Origin of the sequence: Alkalibacillus sp. S2W (genome assembly GCF_046764385.1) — a bacterium.
GTDB classification, from domain to species: domain Bacteria; phylum Bacillota; class Bacilli; order Bacillales; family Alkalibacillaceae; genus Alkalibacillus; species Alkalibacillus almallahensis.
Genome location: NZ_CP177234.1, coordinates 2,380,220 through 2,399,950 on the forward strand (window position 1 = coordinate 2,380,220; position 19,731 = coordinate 2,399,950).

General features: G+C 35.3%; 17 protein-coding genes. 1 reads left to right on the forward strand and 16 read right to left on the reverse strand.

Annotated features, from left to right (window positions below; all coding sequences use genetic code 11):
* Positions 1–10: 10 nt before the first annotated feature.
* From ACKXGF_RS12400 to ACKXGF_RS12435, 8 genes are all read right to left on the reverse strand, one after another.
* Positions 11–1,327, reverse strand: a complete 1,317-nt coding sequence (locus ACKXGF_RS12400) for a nucleotide sugar dehydrogenase (RefSeq protein ID WP_411954021.1) — start codon at positions 1,325–1,327, stop codon at positions 11–13.
* Positions 1,328–1,357: 30 nt separating this feature from the next.
* Positions 1,358–2,230, reverse strand: a complete 873-nt coding sequence (locus ACKXGF_RS12405; RefSeq protein WP_411954022.1) for a sulfotransferase family protein — start codon at positions 2,228–2,230, stop codon at positions 1,358–1,360.
* Between the two features lie 18 nt (positions 2,231–2,248).
* Positions 2,249–3,001 carry a glycosyltransferase family 2 protein gene (locus tag ACKXGF_RS12410; RefSeq protein ID WP_411954023.1) on the reverse strand — a complete coding sequence of 251 codons (753 nt, stop codon included), beginning with the start codon at positions 2,999–3,001 and terminating at the stop codon, positions 2,249–2,251.
* An 8-nt stretch (positions 3,002–3,009) separates the two neighbouring features.
* Complete coding sequence (locus tag ACKXGF_RS12415) at positions 3,010–3,711, reverse strand: sugar transferase (RefSeq protein WP_411954024.1); 702 nt, start codon at positions 3,709–3,711, stop codon at positions 3,010–3,012.
* Between the two features lie 26 nt (positions 3,712–3,737).
* Positions 3,738–4,616 (reverse strand): UTP--glucose-1-phosphate uridylyltransferase GalU, encoded by an 879-nt coding sequence (gene galU / locus ACKXGF_RS12420; RefSeq protein ID WP_411954025.1) that lies wholly within the window; start codon positions 4,614–4,616, stop codon positions 3,738–3,740.
* A gap of 12 nt (positions 4,617–4,628) precedes the next feature.
* Positions 4,629–6,461 (reverse strand): polysaccharide biosynthesis protein, encoded by a 1,833-nt coding sequence (locus ACKXGF_RS12425; protein WP_411954026.1) that lies wholly within the window; start codon positions 6,459–6,461, stop codon positions 4,629–4,631.
* A gap of 149 nt (positions 6,462–6,610) precedes the next feature.
* The gene (locus tag ACKXGF_RS12430; RefSeq protein WP_411954027.1) at positions 6,611–7,540 is read right to left on the reverse strand and encodes a Wzz/FepE/Etk N-terminal domain-containing protein; all 930 of its coding nucleotides are present in this window, start codon (positions 7,538–7,540) and stop codon (positions 6,611–6,613) included.
* A gap of 167 nt (positions 7,541–7,707) precedes the next feature.
* Positions 7,708–9,843 (reverse strand): CDP-glycerol glycerophosphotransferase family protein, encoded by a 2,136-nt coding sequence (locus tag ACKXGF_RS12435; protein WP_411954028.1) that lies wholly within the window; start codon positions 9,841–9,843, stop codon positions 7,708–7,710.
* 381 nt (positions 9,844–10,224) lie between these two features.
* Between ACKXGF_RS12435 and ACKXGF_RS12440 the strand changes: the two genes are divergently transcribed.
* Positions 10,225–11,133, forward strand: coding sequence for a sulfotransferase domain-containing protein (locus ACKXGF_RS12440; RefSeq protein ID WP_411954029.1), 909 nt, complete (start codon positions 10,225–10,227; stop codon positions 11,131–11,133).
* 41 nt (positions 11,134–11,174) lie between these two features.
* On the opposite strand, the gene cysQ is transcribed toward ACKXGF_RS12440, so the two are convergent.
* From cysQ to ACKXGF_RS12480, 8 genes are all read right to left on the reverse strand, one after another.
* Positions 11,175–11,963 (reverse strand): 3'(2'),5'-bisphosphate nucleotidase CysQ, encoded by a 789-nt coding sequence (cysQ, locus tag ACKXGF_RS12445; RefSeq protein ID WP_411954030.1) that lies wholly within the window; start codon positions 11,961–11,963, stop codon positions 11,175–11,177.
* A 3-nt stretch (positions 11,964–11,966) separates the two neighbouring features.
* The gene (gene cysC, locus ACKXGF_RS12450; protein ID WP_411954031.1) at positions 11,967–12,572 is read right to left on the reverse strand and encodes an adenylyl-sulfate kinase; all 606 of its coding nucleotides are present in this window, start codon (positions 12,570–12,572) and stop codon (positions 11,967–11,969) included.
* A 10-nt stretch (positions 12,573–12,582) separates the two neighbouring features.
* Positions 12,583–14,367 carry an SLC13 family permease gene (locus ACKXGF_RS12455; RefSeq protein WP_411954032.1) on the reverse strand — a complete coding sequence of 595 codons (1,785 nt, stop codon included), beginning with the start codon at positions 14,365–14,367 and terminating at the stop codon, positions 12,583–12,585.
* A gap of 15 nt (positions 14,368–14,382) precedes the next feature.
* On the reverse strand, positions 14,383–15,540 hold the full coding sequence (sat, locus tag ACKXGF_RS12460; protein WP_411954033.1) for a sulfate adenylyltransferase: 1,158 nt from the start codon (positions 15,538–15,540) through the stop codon (positions 14,383–14,385).
* A gap of 96 nt (positions 15,541–15,636) precedes the next feature.
* Positions 15,637–16,434, reverse strand: a complete 798-nt coding sequence (gene tagH / locus ACKXGF_RS12465; RefSeq protein ID WP_411954034.1) for a teichoic acids export ABC transporter ATP-binding subunit TagH — start codon at positions 16,432–16,434, stop codon at positions 15,637–15,639.
* A gap of 15 nt (positions 16,435–16,449) precedes the next feature.
* Positions 16,450–17,259, reverse strand: a complete 810-nt coding sequence (locus tag ACKXGF_RS12470; protein ID WP_411954035.1) for an ABC transporter permease — start codon at positions 17,257–17,259, stop codon at positions 16,450–16,452.
* Positions 17,260–17,443: 184 nt separating this feature from the next.
* Positions 17,444–18,502 (reverse strand): glycosyltransferase family 4 protein, encoded by a 1,059-nt coding sequence (locus ACKXGF_RS12475; RefSeq protein WP_411954036.1) that lies wholly within the window; start codon positions 18,500–18,502, stop codon positions 17,444–17,446.
* A gap of 123 nt (positions 18,503–18,625) precedes the next feature.
* Positions 18,626–19,729, reverse strand: a complete 1,104-nt coding sequence (locus ACKXGF_RS12480; RefSeq protein ID WP_411954037.1) for a glycosyltransferase family 4 protein — start codon at positions 19,727–19,729, stop codon at positions 18,626–18,628.
* Positions 19,730–19,731: the final 2 nt, after the last annotated feature.

The following is a 19,731-nucleotide window of genomic DNA, read 5'->3' on the forward strand; positions in this document are numbered from 1 at the left end:
TCACTCTCTTCTACAATCGCCAATATTCGTATCCTTCAGCTTCTATTGGTTCTCTCTCCATAACGCTTTTTACATCAATCAACACTTTATTTTCATTGGAAACGTTGGCAAAGAATCTATCAAATTCAGTTAAACCCATTGCTTTAAACTGATCATGCGCAACTGCTAATACAATACAATCAAGATTAGTTAATTGTTCCATAGATGTTAATTCAATACCATATTCATTGTATACTTCATCAGGATTTGCTACTGGATCTACTACAACTGGTTTAATTCCATAATCATTCAAGCCATTTACAATATCAATAACTTTTGAATTTCGTGTATCTGGTGTATTTTCTTTAAATGTCAGACCTAAAATAGCTACTTTAGCTTGTTTAACAACTTTATTTGTTTTAATTAATTTTTTTATAATTGCATCAGCAACAAATTCACCCATACTATCATTAATCTTGCGTCCAGACAGCACTATTTGACTATGGTACCCAAGTTTTTCTGCTTCATAAATAAAGTAGTATGGATCAACACCAATACAATGACCACCAACAAGCCCTGGTGTAAAGCCTAGTGCATTCCACTTTGTATTCATAGCATCTACAACATCTGTTGAATCAATGCCCATTCGATCAAAAACCATAGCTAATTCATTCATAAATGCAATATTAATATCTCGTTGGCTATTTTCAACTACTTTTGCTGCTTCAGCAACTTTTATTGATGTTGCCTTGTGTACACCAGCATCAATAACAAGTTCATAAATTTTCGCAATTTCATCTAATGTGTCATTATCAATTGCGGAAACAATTTTAACTATCTTCTCTAAAGTATTAACATTATCACCTGGATTAATTCTTTCAGGTGAATAACCAACTTTAAAATCTACACCACACTTCAAACCTGATTCCTTTTCTAAAATCGGTATGCATACATCCTCTGTAACACCAGGATAAACGGTAGACTCATATACGACGATAGATCCATGAGTTAAGTTCCTACCAATCGTTTTACTAGCTCCTTCAATTGGGGAGAGTTCAGGAGTTTTGTCGTGTTTAATTGGCGTAGGAACAGAAACGATATGGAATTTTGCATCTTTAATTTTTGACTCATCGTCAGTAAATTCCATTGATGTTTCTTGAATTTTTTCATCACCAACCTCTTTAGTTGGATCAATGCCTGATCGATATTGATCTATTTTAGTTTGATTGATATCAACGCCTATAACATCTACTTCATCTGCAAAAGCTACTGCAATCGGTAAACCTACATAGCCTAACCCGATAACAGATAGAGATTCATTTCTATTGATTAATTTTTCAAACAACATATAAGTCACCCAGTTTTCGCTTGAAATTTATTAAAAATCATAATTATAACTTCTTAATAAATCAGCACATAAATTTTCTACATTTTTAAGATCTTTATCAGTTAGCTCCTTCTTCCATCTCTGCTCATTCCCTGTTTTTACTGATTCATTAATATCTTCTATATTTCTTGGAACCTGTAAATCGGTGAATTTAAAAAACTCTTTAATAAACTCATTGGGGTTGTTACAAAAATCTTCGTATTTAACTTCTTTTACTTTTGATTCTGTATTACTAGCAAAGTAGTTTTTTATAAAGATTTCTGAGATCATCCATTGATATGCACAAGTTTCAATCAAACTGTGGTTTTTTCTGAATTCTTTCAATCCTGGAACAACAGGGCCCCAAGTTGTTTCTTTTTTAATCCCCCAAAAACTAAGGCTAGCATTAATTCCTTTTGGTACTAAAGAAACGAATTCTTTAAATGTAGAATTTTTTAATCTATGTGTCATCCTTTTAATTACAGTTCTTTTACTATTTCCATAAGTAAGAGTTTCTCGTTCAAATTTAGAGTTTTCTCCTTGCCATTTTTGAGCTGCGGATAATGCTACATCTCTGCCGTCACGTACAATATGAATAAACCTAACATCATCAAACACCTCTGCTATTAATGGTAGTCTTAAACTATTTGCTGCTGTTTTTTCAACAATAACAGTATCACCTTTGCATTTTTCTTTGAACTTATTTCTAATAGCTACTACATTCTGTTGATCAATGGATAAAGCATCATGTGACAACGATTCTTGACCAGTTCTCCAGATCTGATTAACTTCCCCAAAATAAGAAACATCTGGGTGCATTGAGAAGACATTACCTAGCATTTTAGTCCCTGATCTTGCAGCTCCTATAATAATAATTGCTTTCATAATTTATTCTCCTATTAATTAACTAAAATAGTGTTTCTTAACAGCGTTAAACCCATAAAATATAAAATAATATAAACTTTTAAATACTGATAATTTTTCTATTTGCCTTAAATTTGTCCAATGTGTCATCGCAGCTTTAAACTTGTTATTCGAGATTGAACCATCCACTTTACGATAATAAGCTAGCGATTCATTTAGCCCATAAGCTATATTATTTTTTCTTAATATCTTAGCCCAGGTCATTGAATCATGATCCTTTTTAACATCCACTATCCTGAAATCACCGACTATATCTCTATTAATTATAACTGTAAGTGTACCTATTATAGTGTTTTTCATAAATTGATTGTAATTAAGTGAACTAGGCACTTCAATAATTTTATTCTTTTCGTTTCCCAATATTTCATAACCTGTAAAAGAGAAACCTATTCTTTTATCTAACATAAATGATAATTGCTTTTCCAATTTTGTCTCTTTCCAAAAATCGTCGCTATCTAAAAACGCTATAAAGTTACCTTTAGCATAGTCTAGTGCTTTGTTTCTTGCTCTAGCAGCTCCAGAATTATCATCCATTTTCAAATATCTAATTCTTGGATCATCATATTTTAATACATTTTCAGCAGTATTATCAGTTGAACAATCATCTGCAATGATCATTTCCCAATTAGTATAAGTTTGCTTAAGAACACTATTTATTGTATTATCTATATATTCTGCAGCGTTAAAAACAGGTGTTATTATTGATACTAGGTCATCATGTTTATTTTTCATAAGCACACCTACTTTATATATGAATCGACTAGTTCTCTACTCGATTTTATACTTTTATTATAGTAATCTTCGCTGATAACTTCATTTCTTAATAAGTAATCACCTAAGTCTTCAGCGGTTTCCATTCCTTCCGCAGTTATGCCCTCACGCTTAAACACATTAAGAATAGTTAAAATTATGATTTTGATATCGAAACTTAATGATTGCTTTCTTAGATACTCAAGGTCAAAGTTGATTTTATCCTCCCAAGTAACACTATTTCTTCCATTAATTTGTGCCCAGCCAGTTAATCCTGGTCTTACGGTATGACGTGCTCTTTGCTCTTCAGTCATGAAAACCATGTCTTTAACCAATTGCGGCCTTGGCCCTACAATGGACATGTCACCCTTAATGATGTTTAATAATTCAGGTAGTTCATCTAGTGACGTGGACCTTAAAAATTTGCCAAATTTAGATAAACGAACATCATCAGGTAACAAATTACCGTTATGATCAGTTTCATTTGTCATTGTACGAAACTTATACATTGTAAAAATGGTCTCATGGAAACCTGGACGTTGTTGTTTAAAAAGTACTGGTGACCCAATTTTAATTTTAACAAGCATAGCTAATAGTATAAGCAAAGGACTTAAAAGCAAAGTAGCAAGCGTAGATACAGTGAAATCTAATAATCTTTTAATCCAGGAGTTGTATATAACGTTTTTTTTCATGCTGTATCACTACCTTTTTTATTGAATTACTCCACTTTGTTATTTTCTAGAATTTCAGACATGTATTCTAAAATATCTTTCCTTACATCATCACGTTCTAACGACATCTCAATCGTAGTTTTCAAGAATCCTTTAATTTCACCAACATCATAACGACGCCCTTCAAAATCATAAGCATAAACAGGTTGTTGTTCATTCAATGCTTGAATTGCATCGGTAAGTTGGATTTCATTTCCGGCACCGACTTTGTGTTGACCTAAATAATCCATCACTTCTGGGCTTAAGACATAACGGCCCATTATAGCTAAATTCGAAGGTTCTTGACCTAACTCAGGTTTTTCCACGAAATTATTAACACCGTATAGACGACCGTTCTGTTCTAATGGATCAATTATGCCATAACGATTGGTTTCACCATCAGGCACAGACTGAACACCAATAATGGATCTATCAGTTCGATCGTATTCGTCTATTAGCTGCTTTAGTCCAGGTGTCTCAGCGCGAACAATATCATCGCCTAATAGTACTGCAAATGGGTCATCACCAATAAACTTACGCGCACACCACACCGCATGGCCTAAACCTTGTGGTTCTTTTTGGCGGATGTAGTGTAAATCAACATTTGATGATTTTCGCACCTTTTCAAGTAAATCAAATTTTTCTTTTTCTATTAATGTATCTTCTAGTTCGTAGGCGTTATCGAAATGATCTTCAATTGCGCGTTTCCCTTTTCCTGTCACAATAATAATATCTTCAATGCCAGATTCGATAGCTTCCTCAACGATGTATTGAATTGTTGGCTTATCGACAATCGGTAGCATCTCTTTGGGTAAAGCTTTTGTAGCTGGTAAAAAGCGAGTTCCAAGACCAGCTGCAGGAATAATAGCTTTTTTGACTTTACTCACATCAGACTCTCCTTAGGATAATGTCTTCAAATATGATAACTTTTTCACTTCATCATACTGGCCGTTTGCTAGCTTTATCACATAATTTGTAACATCATTTTGATTGATTGTTTCTAAATCTTTGGTTATCAGATTAATAGATGGTTGGTCATCCATAACACTTTTTCCGATATAAATTTTCGGGAATACCTGTCGTTCTGTTTCTTCTGTTTTATTTAACAATTCTTCATACATTTTCTCGCCAGGTCGCTTCCCTGAAAAAACAATGCCGATTTCATCTTCAGTAAAGCCTGATAGTTTGATAAGGTTCTTGGCTAAATCTACAATCCTAACAGGCTGACCCATGTCTAAAACGAATATTTCTCCGCCTCTAGCAAGTGCCCCCGCCTGAATTACTAATCGACTAGCCTCTGGAATAGTCATGAAATATCGTGTCATTTCAGGATCCGTAACAGTAACCGGACCACCTTGAGATATCTGTTCTTTAAATAATGGAATTACACTACCTCGACTACCTAATACGTTTCCAAATCTAACTGCAACAAAATTGGTGTTGCTTTTTTCATTTAATTGCTGCACAACCATTTCGGCTATCCGTTTAGTTGATCCCATCACATTAGTTGGATTCACCGCTTTATCTGAAGAAACAAGCACAAACGTACCAATTTTTGCTTCATTTGCTGCATCAGCTACATTTTTAGTTCCGAAGACATTATTTTTTACTGCTTCAAATGGATTGCTTTCCATTAAAGGTACGTGTTTATGAGCAGCCGCATGATAGATCACATCAGGTTGGTAGAATGACATAATTTCAAACATTCGGGTGCGATCTTTAATATCAGCAATTAAAGGTATGATTTCGATATTGCCTTTTTTCTGGTTTTGCAGCTCACGTTCTATTTTGTATATACTATTTTCACCATGGCCTAATAAAATAAGCTTATCTGGGGAAAACTCAGCAATTTGTCGACATATTTCTGATCCAATGGAGCCACCAGCTCCTGTAATTAAAACTGTTCTGCTTGTTATGTAACTGGATACACTAACCGTATCTAATTCCACTGGTTCACGTCCAAGTAGATCTTCCACTTCTACATCACGGAATTGGTTAATGGAAACCTTACCAGTCAGAATATCTTCCATTTTAGGCATGATTTGAGTACGTACCTTTGTTTCAGAACACTGTTCAAACACTGTGTTCAAGTTATTTTGTGTCATTGATGGCGCTGCAATAATTATATGTTCAATCTTTTCTTGCTTAACAATGTTTACAACCTCTTCGACTTTACCCTTAACAGGAATTCCTAAAAACTGTATTTTTTCTTTTTTAGGATCATCATCTAGAAACGCCACTGGGTGAAGCTCCGTTTCATGACTCGACAATAACTGCCTTGCCACCATTGTCCCAGCTGAGCCTGCCCCAATAATTAATGTACGCCTCTTACCATTGATCGTTTGGAACCAGTTATCACGAAACATTCGCCAAGCAAACCTCGACCCACCTATCATCAACATATGCAACATCCATGTAACAAGTAACGCACGTAACATTATACTACCTTGTAATACATACTGAGTCAGTGCTGCTAAAAGAATTGAAAGTGTCACTGTATTAAAAATGATAAACAGCTCACCAATGCTCGCATATTCCCACGCTTTCTGATAAAGACCATAGAATACCGCAAACACATGATGTGCCACAAATAATACGACTGCTGAGATTAGCAACACTTCTTCTTTCATAGTGAATGTATCATATAGAATATATGAGCTAAGAAAAATTGCCGATAATACAATTAATGAATCTAAAAGCATTAATATTGCTATTCGATTTCTATACGTCATAATCGTCCCTCCGAACGATAAATCACTAATCATTTAAATTTAATTATTTATTTAAATATATCACAGTAATTAACAGCTTCCAACCAAATTCGACACCTTGCACTATTGTCTTTAAAAAAGGCGACACAGCTTCAGTGCCACCTTCCGCCTTATTTTGTTTCTTTCATATAAGCTCTGATAAAGACGGCGAACACACCAATCATAAGCCCTAAGACTAAACTGATTGCTAAATTAAGTGTTTTGTTTGGACTAACAGGGCTGTCACCTGCATATGGTTCAGATATAACATGAACTGATTCCTCTACAACATTAAGCGATTGAGCCGATTGTACATCTTCGAGATATTGAACATATGTGTTATGGTCCTCGTACAATCTATCAATCTCATCATTAATTTGTTCAAACTCTATTTGAGCTACTTTATCAAGATCGCGTAATTCATTCATCATATCTTCATTTGCCTCTAGTAAGAACTGTGAATTGCTTGCAATGTCTTCGAACAATAGTAGCGAAGGGAGATCATTCCCTGTTTGCATCTCACTGTATTCATTAATTTTTGTTTGCAATTCTTCTTCTTTAGCCTTAGCTTGTTGATTATATTGCTCTTCTAAACGACTTAACCGATTTTGAACTGAACTTGATAAGTTATTGGTTGTTTCTGTTACCACACTATGTAATAAATTAGTAACCTGTTGTTTATCACCGCCTGTTATCGTAATATCAACGATCGATGGGTTTTCAGCATCTTCCACCTCAAACGTCAAGCTACTGTTCAAACTACTAACAGAACGATTTCCATCAGTTTCTTTTTCTAGGACTACTGATAAAACTTCAGGCGATTCTGCCGTTCGAACAAATATATCGGTCCCAACCACTCCGCTAACATAATCAGATGCTGTTCCGAGCTGATAATTTGGTTGACTCACTCTTATGGTTGTATCTGCTTCATATGTAGGACTCATAATAAAATAACTAGCAATAAAACTAATTAAAATAGCAACAACTGTAATACCTGCAATGATCCACTTTCCTTCCCACAAGCGATTTATAATTTCTCTCAAACTAATTTCTTCTTCCAAAGTATTCACCCTTTATTCTATTATCTAAATTTATAATTGCATAGTCGACATTATATCAGTAGTTTCGATAAATGGGAATATTTATCTAGACATAGAGCGATTAACCATTGCAATCCATATATTCATACCTCTGAATTGCCTATTATTTTTCTAGAGGCTTAATGACATTAAGCCTCTTTCCCAAACACTGTTTTAACAACATTTTCAGCAGCTTTACCGTCTTCCCAACTACAAAACCGTTTATAAAACTCATCATACTTTGCTTGATATCTCTCATTAATATCTTCAATATTTTGAATAGCATCAATCACTTCTTCAGATGTCATTAACAACGGACTAGGCACTTCTGTTTCAATATCAAAGTACAATCCACGAATTTTACCTTTATAATCCTCTAAGTCATAAGTATAGAACAGAATTGGACGCTTGAGATTAGCGTAGTCAAAGAATACTGAGGAATAATCGGTTACTAAGATATCAGAAATCAAATATAGCTCGGCAATGTCATCAAACGCTGATAAATCATACGCAAAATCTTGGTAACCAGTTAGGTCTAACTGATTGGCCACTAGATAATGAAGTCGTAATACAAGAACATATTCATCTGATAATTCTTCTCTAAAATGATCCAAGTCTAATGGTAATTCAAACGAGTATTTACCCTTCTCAATAAATTGATTGTCACGCCAAGTTGGCGCGTACAATACAACTTTTTTGTCGACTGGTATACCAGCTTTCTGTTTGATTTGGTCAATATACGACTGATTCGCTTGATATAAGATATCGTTCCTCGGATAGCCATACTCCATTAACTGGTTATCGAAATCGAAAGCTCTAGTAAATATTTCAGAAGAATATTGATTGGGTGAAATAAGATAATCCCAACGACTGCTTTCTTGGGTGAAATTTTTCTTATAACGTCCAGTATCCGTACCTGGCATTTGAACTTCTTCAATGTCTAGACCCAATCGCTTCAATGGTGTACCATGCCATGTTTGGAGATAAACGATTTCATCTCGTTTCTTCACATGTTTCGGCAGTCTTGTATTAAACACCCAATATTTCGAACGCGCCATATAGTAATAATAAGCTAATGAATATCGTTTAACTTGTTTAGGATTACCCGGGATTGATAAATGATTGCCATTGTTCACCCAAATATATCTATAGTCGGGGTGATGTTTGTACATATACTCATAAATGGCTTTCGGATTACAAGAATAGCCTTTGCCCATAAAGCTTTCGAACACAATATAATCTGATTTAACAGACATTCGTTGAAAAAATCGATTGTATATGAATTTTTTTAGGTTGGTTCGTTTAGAAATACTTCTTTTCAAATCACTTAATAAATGATGAGACCGAATAAGTTTTACAAATCGGTATTGATTTAATTCTTGAATGGCTTTTATTTCTCGTTTTACTAAAGGGTTCTGCTTTTTATAAACTCGATGTGAAAGTAGATTGAAAACCTCAGATAACCTACGAAACACCTGATCGAAATCATCTTGTTCTCGCATATAATTCAAAAATGTCTTACGATAGAAATTCATTAAATCCACGTCTAGTCGATATTTCATGGCATCATTCTCACGATATCTTGGCTCTAAGGTTAAATACATTTCAAAATAGTTCAAGCATTTTTCATAGTAACTCGTTTCCTCAATATTGGGATTTTGTATTAAGTCATTTCGTTTACGTCTAAAATACCGACTATCTCTAGTATATTTCGTGTAGGGTTGTAATGAGATGACATCGTATACAAATGCATAATCAGAATACATTTTAGTGTTTTCCAAGAATCTAATGTTATGGTCTTCAACAAATGTTCTTGAGTATAATACTTTTTGAACCGTTCTACTTGTATAAATACTCGATGTTTTTCGAACTTTTATTTTCGGGACTTCATTTTGTACAAATTGATCCATCTCATCCAAGGATCGTATAGTTGAAATACTGCCAGAAATAATGACATCATCTTCATCAATATGATCTATTAATGTTTTGATCGCATGATGATGAATGACATCGTCACTGTCTACAAAATATAAATAAGTACCAGAGGCATACTCGATTCCTACATTTCTGGCATAACCAACTCCGCTTTGTTCTGGTAACTCAACAATTTTAATTCTAGGATCCTCATCTGCTAATTCTTTTACATAAACCATACTTTTATCAACCGAACCATCATCTACAACAATAATTTCTATATCATAATGTGATTGATCTTGGATTGATTTTATGCAATCTTTTACATAATCTTCTGTATTAAAAACAGGTACGATGACTGATACTTTCATGACACTTCACACCTTACTTATAAATCAATATTTGAGTATAAACCTAGTTAAGCGCTTCAAATTTTTATTTTTTTATCACTAATTAAGTTACAACAATTTTCTACAAATAAATTTTTGTTAGTATGTATTTTAACATATTTTGATATATGGCGCTTCATCAATTTGAATCAGTCATTCACTTATTAGACGTTTATAATGATAAATTGGTTTCATGATTCCTATTAAGAATATTGATTTAATTTAAATTCTCAGTCATACTCAATTTTAATCAAACATTTATAGCATGATTGACTATAACTTGTATTATAACCTTGCTACTCAAAAATTTTTGATTTAAAATTTAATTGCATGTAATCAATAAAAAGTGGGTGTAAATTAAAAATGAGAAAAACAATTTATTTACATATTGGATATCATAAAACGGCTACCACCTTTCTTCAAAAAAACATTTTTCCCAATTTGAAAAAGGTAAGACATATCAAAAACAAGAAAATCAAAAATGAACTGTATCGCTTACGTGTGCGTAAATTAAATGATGAAGATATTTTAGAAATAAGAAATCGTTTTGATGAATTAGGAAAAGAAGAAAAACCTACTTTAATTTCTTATGAAGGTCTTTCTGGTAGTCCATTTAAGCAAAAAAAGCCTAAAAAACACACAAGTATACTAAAAGATTTAAGACGTGTTTTCCCAGAAGATCAATATGATGTTAAATTAATTATTGGTATTCGTGAACAAGTACAAATGATGACTTCTTTGTACATCCAATACTTACATATGGGTGGATACAAACAAGCTGATGATTATCTACAAAAATTAGAAGATCACGATGTCTTAGATCAATATAAGTACAATGAGTATCTCAATTTTGTCGAAGACATTTTCGGGGAAGATTATTACTTATTCATTTACGAGAACCTGAAGAAAGATCCTGATGGTTATCTATTAAAATTATTAAATTACCTGGGTGTTAAGAAAATACCTGAATATGATGATTATCCAGCGAATAAAAGCTATGGTGTTTTACAAGCACGGTTAGCAAGACGGTTAAATTATTTCTTCAAAACAAAACAAAACCCAGACGGTAAATTTGAACCAAAAAAAACCAAACGTTTTGGGTTACTTTGGCCACGAACCTTTTTACAAAATAAAATAAGTTATAAAATACATTACAAACGCTACACTCTGCCTGAAGAAATGCAACGACAATTACAAGAACGATACAAAGAGGATAATATAAAGTTAAGTCAACGAGAAAACGTTAGTTTACCAAATAATTACCTTTATTAAATCAAAAGAGCTTATTCCTAACAAAGGAATAAGCTCTTCTTCTATTTCACCAAAAACCAACCATTCGTTAAATCTTCTCGATTGTAATAAAAACGCTTACCATCTTCATATCTTACAACTGTTTTACCAACAGCTTCGACAATAGCTTGTCCTGCACCTGTGTCCCATTCCATCGTTGGTGCATATCGCGGATAATAATCGGCCTCACCTTCAGCGACTAAACAGAATTTAAGTGAACTACCTGATGAAACAGTATCAACTTCACCATGTTCTGCTTTAAGCTCTTCAATAAACGCTTCTGTTTCTTCTGACATATGAGAACGGCTCGCTACAACATGAACGGCGTCTTTCGATTGCTCTAATGGTAGCGTCTGACTTAGATTCTTAATATCCTCGTCTGTTACGAACTTGGCTTGCGAAGCACCATTAAGCTTATAAGCATCTTCACCAACAACCCCAACATATAGAATATCTAACGCAGGAGCATAAATAACACCAACTGAAGGATAATCACCATCAACAAGGGCGATATTAACTGTGAATTCTCCGTTTTTCTTGATGAATTCCTTCGTCCCATCAAGCGGGTCGACTAAAAAGAATTGTTTCCAACCCTTACGTTCTTCATAAGAAATGTCATCGCCTTCTTCACTTAAAATCGGAACAGAAGGAAAGCTTTCTTTAAGTCCTTTTTCAATCACCGTATGAGCTTGTTCGTCAGCAATTGTCAAAGGTGACTCGTCTTCCTTATAAGCAACATCAAAGTCTTTCTTATAAATCTCCATAATCTCTTTACCAGCATCAAGTGCAATATTCGCTAACTCTTTAATCATGATTTATGCCTCAAAGTATCCGTTTTGCTTTAAGTAATCAACGACTTGTTGAACACATTCTTCTAATGAATTCTGATCAGAATGAACAACTAGCTCAGGATTCTTAGGTTCTTCATAAGGATCATCAATACCTGTGAATCCTTTGATTTCACCAGCTCTTGCTTTTTGATAAAGACCTTTAGGGTCGCGTGATTCACAAACTTCTAAATCACAAGCGACATAAACTTCAATGAATTCACCATCATCCATGATTTCACGAACTTTATCACGGTCTTCACGATAAGGTGAAATAAAAGCTGTTAAGGTTAATAGACCAGCATCAGCCATTAATTTAGCGACTTCTCCGACACGACGGATGTTTTCAGCCCGGTCTTCCGCGCTAAATCCTAAGTTATTATTTAATCCATGACGGACGTTATCACCGTCTAGACGAAATGTGTGTAAGCCTTGTCGATACAATTCATTTTCAACTTCAACTGAAATAGTTGATTTTCCTGCGCCAGATAGACCTGTAAACCACACAACAGCACTTTTCTGACCTTTTTGTTTTTGTCTTTCCTCTTTAACAACTTTCGAGTCGTGCCAAACGATATTCTCTGATTTTGTCATAATAATCCTCCTAAATCCATACTTGTGAAATAATCATTGTTGTCACAATCATCACAATAAATGATAATGGTAATCCTACCTTAATATAATCGCTAAACTTATAGCCACCTGGCCCATAAACAATTAAGTTAGTTTGGTAGCCAATCGGTGTGATAAAACTAGCAGAAGCTGCAATTGCTACAGTCACAGCTAAGCCAATCGGGTCAATATTCAACTGTCCAGCCATTTCAATCGCAATTGGTAGCATTAAGACAGCTGCTGCTGCATTGGTGATCAATTCAGTAAATAGATTCGTTAATAAATAGACTAACACAACAATCGCCAATAATCCTAACGGTTCGACTAAACTCAACGTTTGTTGTGCTATGTAATCCGCTAGACCTGTCTTGGTCATGGCGGTTCCGACACCAATCGCACTGGCAATTAACAGGAGCACATGGAATTGCATATACCCTGCTGCTTCATTCGGTGTCACAACTCGTCCTATTAGTAAAAATAACACGGCCAACAACATGGCTTTAAACATGCTTAACAAGCCTACCGCAACCAACATGACCATCGCGATTAACACGATGATTGAGAACCAGCCTTTGACAGGATCTTCATTTAACTTCTTCGGTGTTCCCAAACTCGAAATGACGTAAAAATCATCGGAATGCTGATGATTATCGATAAAATGATCGCCTGTGAGTAACAACAATGTATCGCCAGGCTTTAATACAATATCACCAATTTTACTTTGAATTCGTTCATTATTCCTGTGAACAGCAATGACGCCTGCATCATAACGTGAACGAAATTGTGACTCTTTTATCGTTTTATTAAGTAATGATGAGTCATGTGATACCACAGCCTCTAAGAGTTGCGTTTGACCATCACCATTTTTTAAGTCTTCTAACTTCAAATCTGTGCCCGTTTCAAGATAAAGACCTTTCATCTTCTCTAAGTCTGCAATCGTTGAGATTAAGCCTGTAAAGATTAACCGGTCATTAGCACGAATCACAGTATGCGAACTAACTGGGGAGATAATTTCATTATTACGAAGGATCTCGATTAAAAACAGCCCGTCCAAATCTCGTAAACCAGCCTCAACAACCGATTGATTTGTATAAGGAAAATCACTGCCCACAGTTAACTCAGCTATGTATTCCCGGGTATTTTCCCGCATCTTATCTTGAAAGCTTTTATATGACGGTAAAATCTTGGGCGCAATTAGAGTCACGTATACCAAACCAATAACTGTCACCGGCACACCAACAATCGCTAATTGGAAAAATGAGAACCCTGCAAAACCATAGTCCTTTAACATGCCATGAACCACTAAATTCGTCGATGTCCCCATCAATGTAATCGTACCACCAAGAATCGTTACATAAGACAATGGTATCAACAATTTAGACGGTGCAATTCCCTTATCATGACACCACTTACGTAATACAGGCGTGAATGTAACCACGATTGGTGTATTGTTCAAGAAAGCCGAAAACAACGATAACGGTGCGAAAAATTTACCTGTGACACCGGTCATGGATCGTGTGTTTTGCAACCACTTACTTACCAGTCGATCTGTGACACCGCTTTTCTGCACAGCCCCAGCCACAATAAACAATAAGGCAATCGTTAACATGCCTTCGTTTGAAAACCCTTTAAGAGCTTCGTCAGGTGTTAAAATCCCTGTTAACAATAAAATACCTAATGCTGTAAAAACAACCATGTCTGGTCGGGCTACTTCAAATAGTAACCCGACAAACATGGTTATAATAATCATTAATACAAAGACCATTTCCAAAGTCATTGGGATAGTTCCCCTTTATACTTGCTTCATACCTTTAATCAGTACATCTGCTACTTCTGGTCTTGAAAATTCTTTTGGTGGCCGCTCGCCATTACGGAGTAACTCGCGAACTTTCGTACCACTTAAATGCACATGGTTCTCTTTATCATGAGGGCATGTCTTAGCTGAAGCCATATTCTCACAAACCGTGCAATAGAAAGCATGTTCAAATTTAAAAATCGTCATGCCTAATTCATCTTCGAATTGTTCAATGAATCGCTGAGCATCGTATGTGCCATAGTAATCGCCTACACCAGCGTGGTCACGGCCGACAATAAAGTGTGTGCAACCAAAGTTCTTACGCACAATCGCATGTAAAATCGCTTCTTTAGGACCAGCATAACGCATGGCCGCTGGATAAATAACTAAACGAACACGCTCATCCACATAATAGTTATCTAAAATAACTTGATAACTTTCCATACGAACATCCGCTGGAATATCATCTGACTTAGTTTCACCAACTAACGGATTTAATAGAAGGCCATCAACAGCTTCTAGAGCCGTTTTTTGAATATGCTCATGCGCACGATGTACCGGATTACGTGTTTGGAAACCAACAATCGTCTTCCAACCTAAGTCTTTGAACATTTGACGAGTTTCAGCTGGATCCATATAGAATTTCTCGAATTCGCCATGACTTGGTCGATTCAATAGCGTAATCGGACCACCTATGTAAATATCACCACGATCGAATAATTTCTTTACGCCTGGATGCTCTTTATCAGTTGTCCCATATACATTCTTCGCTTCTTCCTCTTTGTTAGCCTCGAACTTCTCCTCAACGTTTAACGTCGCATAAATCATGCCGTCAGCACCCTTAAGCGCGATTGTCTCGCCAATCGGGTACTTGTCAGCTTCTTCTTTCGTAACAGACAACGTAATCGGAATACTCCAAACAGTCCCATCAGCTAAACGCGTTTGACGAACAACATTTTCATAATCTTCCTTGCCCATGAAACCAGTTAATGGGCTAAAACCACCAATACCGATTAACTCGATATCAGATACTTCCCAATCATTCACTTCTAAAACTTTTAAACTAGCTGCTTCTTTTAAAGCTTGTTCACGCTCATTAGCGGCTAATTCACGATTTACTAATTCGCCACCATGAGCTGCAATTAATTGTGTCATAGTTACCTCCTGCTTAGTTTCCAAATTGACTTTATTTCTTATACTCTAATAAATTATAACATAAGAAAAACGAATATAAACAACAGAATTCTACAATTATTCAGCTAGGTTTTGTCGTTTTAATGCTTGCTTTCTATGTTTATTTTTTTCTTTCTTAGTCATGTGTTTATACTGCTCTAAAAACTCCTCATACTCATTCAATACTTCATTGACAGGTCCATACCTTTTCACTTGGCCGTATTCCAACCATAATACTTTCTCACAAAATGATCGCATTTGCCCGATGGAGTGACTGACAAAAAACATCGTCTTCCCTGCTTCTTTGAATTCTTTCATCTTCGCCAAACTCTTTTCAGCAAAGGCTTTATCTCCGACTGAAAGTGCTTCGTCAATAATGAGAATATCAGGATCAATATTCACCGAAATTGAGAAGCCTAAGCGAGATTTCATGCCGCTGGAATACGATTTAACTGGTTGATCAATGAACTGATCTAATTCAGAGAATTCAATGATATCAGGCTCGAGCTCTCTGATTTGCTTTTTATTAAAACCTAACATTAACAGTTTCAGCTCAATGTTTTCACGACCTGTCAATTTACGGTCCAAACCAATATTAACTGCGATTAAAGCTGCTTGTCCATTGACTTCTACTTCACCAGAGGTTTGCGGAATTACACCAGCAATAATATTCGAAAGCGTTGATTTACCTGATCCATTAACCCCTACAAAGCCTACGATATCTCCTTGTCCTGCTTCAAAGCTCACACCATTTACAGCGTAAAAATCTTTACCATAGGATTTACCTGGGATAATTAAGTCACGTAATCGGTCTAGTTTCCGACCATATAATTTATAACGTTTTGTTACATTATTCAGCTTTACGGTTTTACTCATATAGACACACCCATTTTATATAAAGTCGACGAAATGTCTTCTGAATTTCACATGCAAGTAGGATCCCATAATAAATAGAACGATTGTGATGCCCCAGAAATAAAGCGTATACTCCCATTGATCAATGAAATACCAACCATTACCTAATATCGCTTGACGATAGCCTTCAATGATATAGTAAAACGGATTCAACTTCATAATCGTTACAATCCAGTCTTGGTCAAGCGTTTGTGGTGGCCACAAGATTGGCGATAAATATAATAACATTCTCATGATGGATTGAATAAACTTATGAACATCTTGCGCAATGGTAGCCAGGGTTGACGTAATTAACGTTATACTAAACAAAATCGCTAATGTGCCAAATAAATAATAAGGCAACTGGAGATAATGCAGACTAGCCCCATATCCCAAAAACTGCATAAGCACTAATACACACCCGAGTAACACAAGATGTGGATATAACTGCGCAAAAATATGATAATTCGGAATGACACTCATCGGAAAATTCATTTTGGACAGAATTCGTACATTGGAATAGATCGATTTCGTTCCTTTAAGAATACTTTGGCTAATCATAAACCAAACGACGATTCCTGCTAACATCCAGTGGAAGAATGGGACATCACCAATTGGCGCTCTACCTCTAATCCCAAAACCGAATACAAACCAGAATATTGCGATTTGAATTGCAGGCTGAATGAGTTCCCATGCCATCCCTAAATAGTTTGAGGATGTGTTACTTTTGATTTCGTATAATGATAGTCGACGTACTAAATAAAAATATTTAAGCTGTTCAAATAAAACAGTGAATGCCGATCGCATAATGATTCCCACTTTCTAACATCTCAAAGTACTACAAACAATGTGTATTATCTTATATATTTGCATATAACGCAATACGTTTTTAGATTCATCCTTTTCAACCCGCAATTTAAAATGTCGCATTACACATAAAAAAGATGATACTAGTGTACCATCTTTCTTAATGCACGTAGTTCTTAATACATTACTTTAAATTCACTAACTTCTTAAGCCGTCGAATAATCGGCATTCGCCCGCCATAAACAAGTCCTGTTAGTTCTGCTAGGAAGTGTAAAGTTACTACTAAAAAACCCATTATAATTAACGACAAAATCATCGTTGCGTTCGTAAAGATAATGGCTAAAGCACCAAACATGATACTAAATGCATAAATAATTAACACAGTATTCCGATGACCGAAACCTAATCCCAATAGTACATAGTGGATATGCATACGATCAGCGGTCATAATGTGTTGCTTATTAATTGTCCGTCTAATAATCGCAAATAGCGTGTCAAATATTGGAATCATCAATACCATAATTGGTACGATAAAACTAAACACTGTTACATTTTTAAATAAACCGAGCATTGAAATAACAGCTAGTGAATAACCAATAAATAGTGAACCTGTGTCGCCTAAGAAGATCTTCGCAGGGTAAAAGTTGTAAACTAAAAACCCTAACAAACTTGCGACATACAAGATGCTTAAGTAAATCACAACTGTTGTGCTGTCACTAATAGCCATAACTAAAATGCTTCCGAAAGCAATCGCTGCAACACCACTCGCTAGTCCGTCGAGACCATCGATTAAATTAAGAGCGTTCGTCACACCAATAATCCAAAATAAAGTTACTGCATAACTTAAAATTCCTAAATCAACATGACCCATAAACGGAACTGTCAATGCTTCAATCATTAAACCAGATGACATGACAATGACAGCAGCTGCAATTTGGATGACTAGCTTCGTGAGTGGTTTTAACGACAAGATGTCATCTAAGACACCAGCTATGATAATTAGCGAGCCACCTACAACGATTCCTAGCATGTGTTCACTTTCAGGTTGCAATATGATTCCCATAATTAAGACAGGGATAATAATCGCCAATCCGCCCATTAGTGGAATTGAACCATTGTGTTTCTTCCGATCATTTGGACAATCGACGAGATTATATTTTTTGGCTAATTTTATAATTAAAGGTGTCACTATCACCGCTAATGCAAACGTTGATAGGAATATAATTATTAATTCTTGCGTCACTGTGGTCACCTTCTTGTGTATAACATAAAAATACCGAACATCATTTTAACATATTTATGTGTTTAACTAATAGTCCTTATTATAACATTTTTTTCAAGTCATCCGTTAATAATGTTGTTGGGGCTATAAAATCTTAACGTTTTCATATATTTGACGTACGGAATCACTAAATTGTTTCAATGAATATTTAGACGAAGCAAATTGATACAAAAGTTTCGCTTTCTTCTTACCTGTACCATCTGTTGTTGCCTTGATAGCTTGTTGCACTATTTCAGTAATCGCTTGATTATCTTGATTGACAACCCAACCATATTCTGTACTAGGAATTAATTTTTTTACATCGCCCACATCTGTTGTGATAATCGGAACTTTTGCGCGAGCCGCTTCTAATAATACTAATGGGAAACTTTCGCTTTTAGACGTGAGCAACAGTAAATCAGATGAAACAATCAATCGTTGCACATCGTCTCGATGGCCTAATAAATAAACATACTCTGTCAAATTGTGTTGCTTAATGTAATGTTCGACTTTTCCTTTGTATATACCCGTTCCAATCATCATTAAACGTACATTAGGCTGTTCCTTAATAACTTCTTCAATCATTTTAATGGCTAATAACGGTTGTTTAACAGGCTCAATCCTTGCCACCATAGCAATCAAAATAGCGTTTTTGTCAAAACCCATTTCCTCTTTACTATAAGGTTCGTATTGAACGTTGAAATTTATGCCGTTTAAAATGGTGGAAATTTTTGTTTGGGGAATTTTATATTGATTTTGCATAAGCTTGGAAAATTTGGACGAGACAACGATAAAATGATCGACCGCTTTAAACGACAGTCGATTCAAGTAGTAACATATTCTACCTTTTAAACCTTTTTCCAAAAAATCATGGCGAGGATCACTATGAATCGTCGTTAGCAATGGAGGATTAATGGCCCACTTCATTAAAGCCATCAAAAACGTTGCTCGTGGTCCGTGAGTATGAACGAAGGAGAAGCTGTTTTGATTAATGAATTTCACTAAATCAGACAATACGCTAAAATCATGTTGCTTACTTTGCTTAAACAAAACCGTTTCAATATTTAAATCCTGGGCACGCCTTAACATTTCACCCTCTTCAAATACACCTAACACGACTTCACCTCGGTCAAATTGTGATAGAAGGGATAAGATATGATGCATGCCCCCACCTGTTTCATTCCCTGCATTTAAATGAAGGATACGCAATG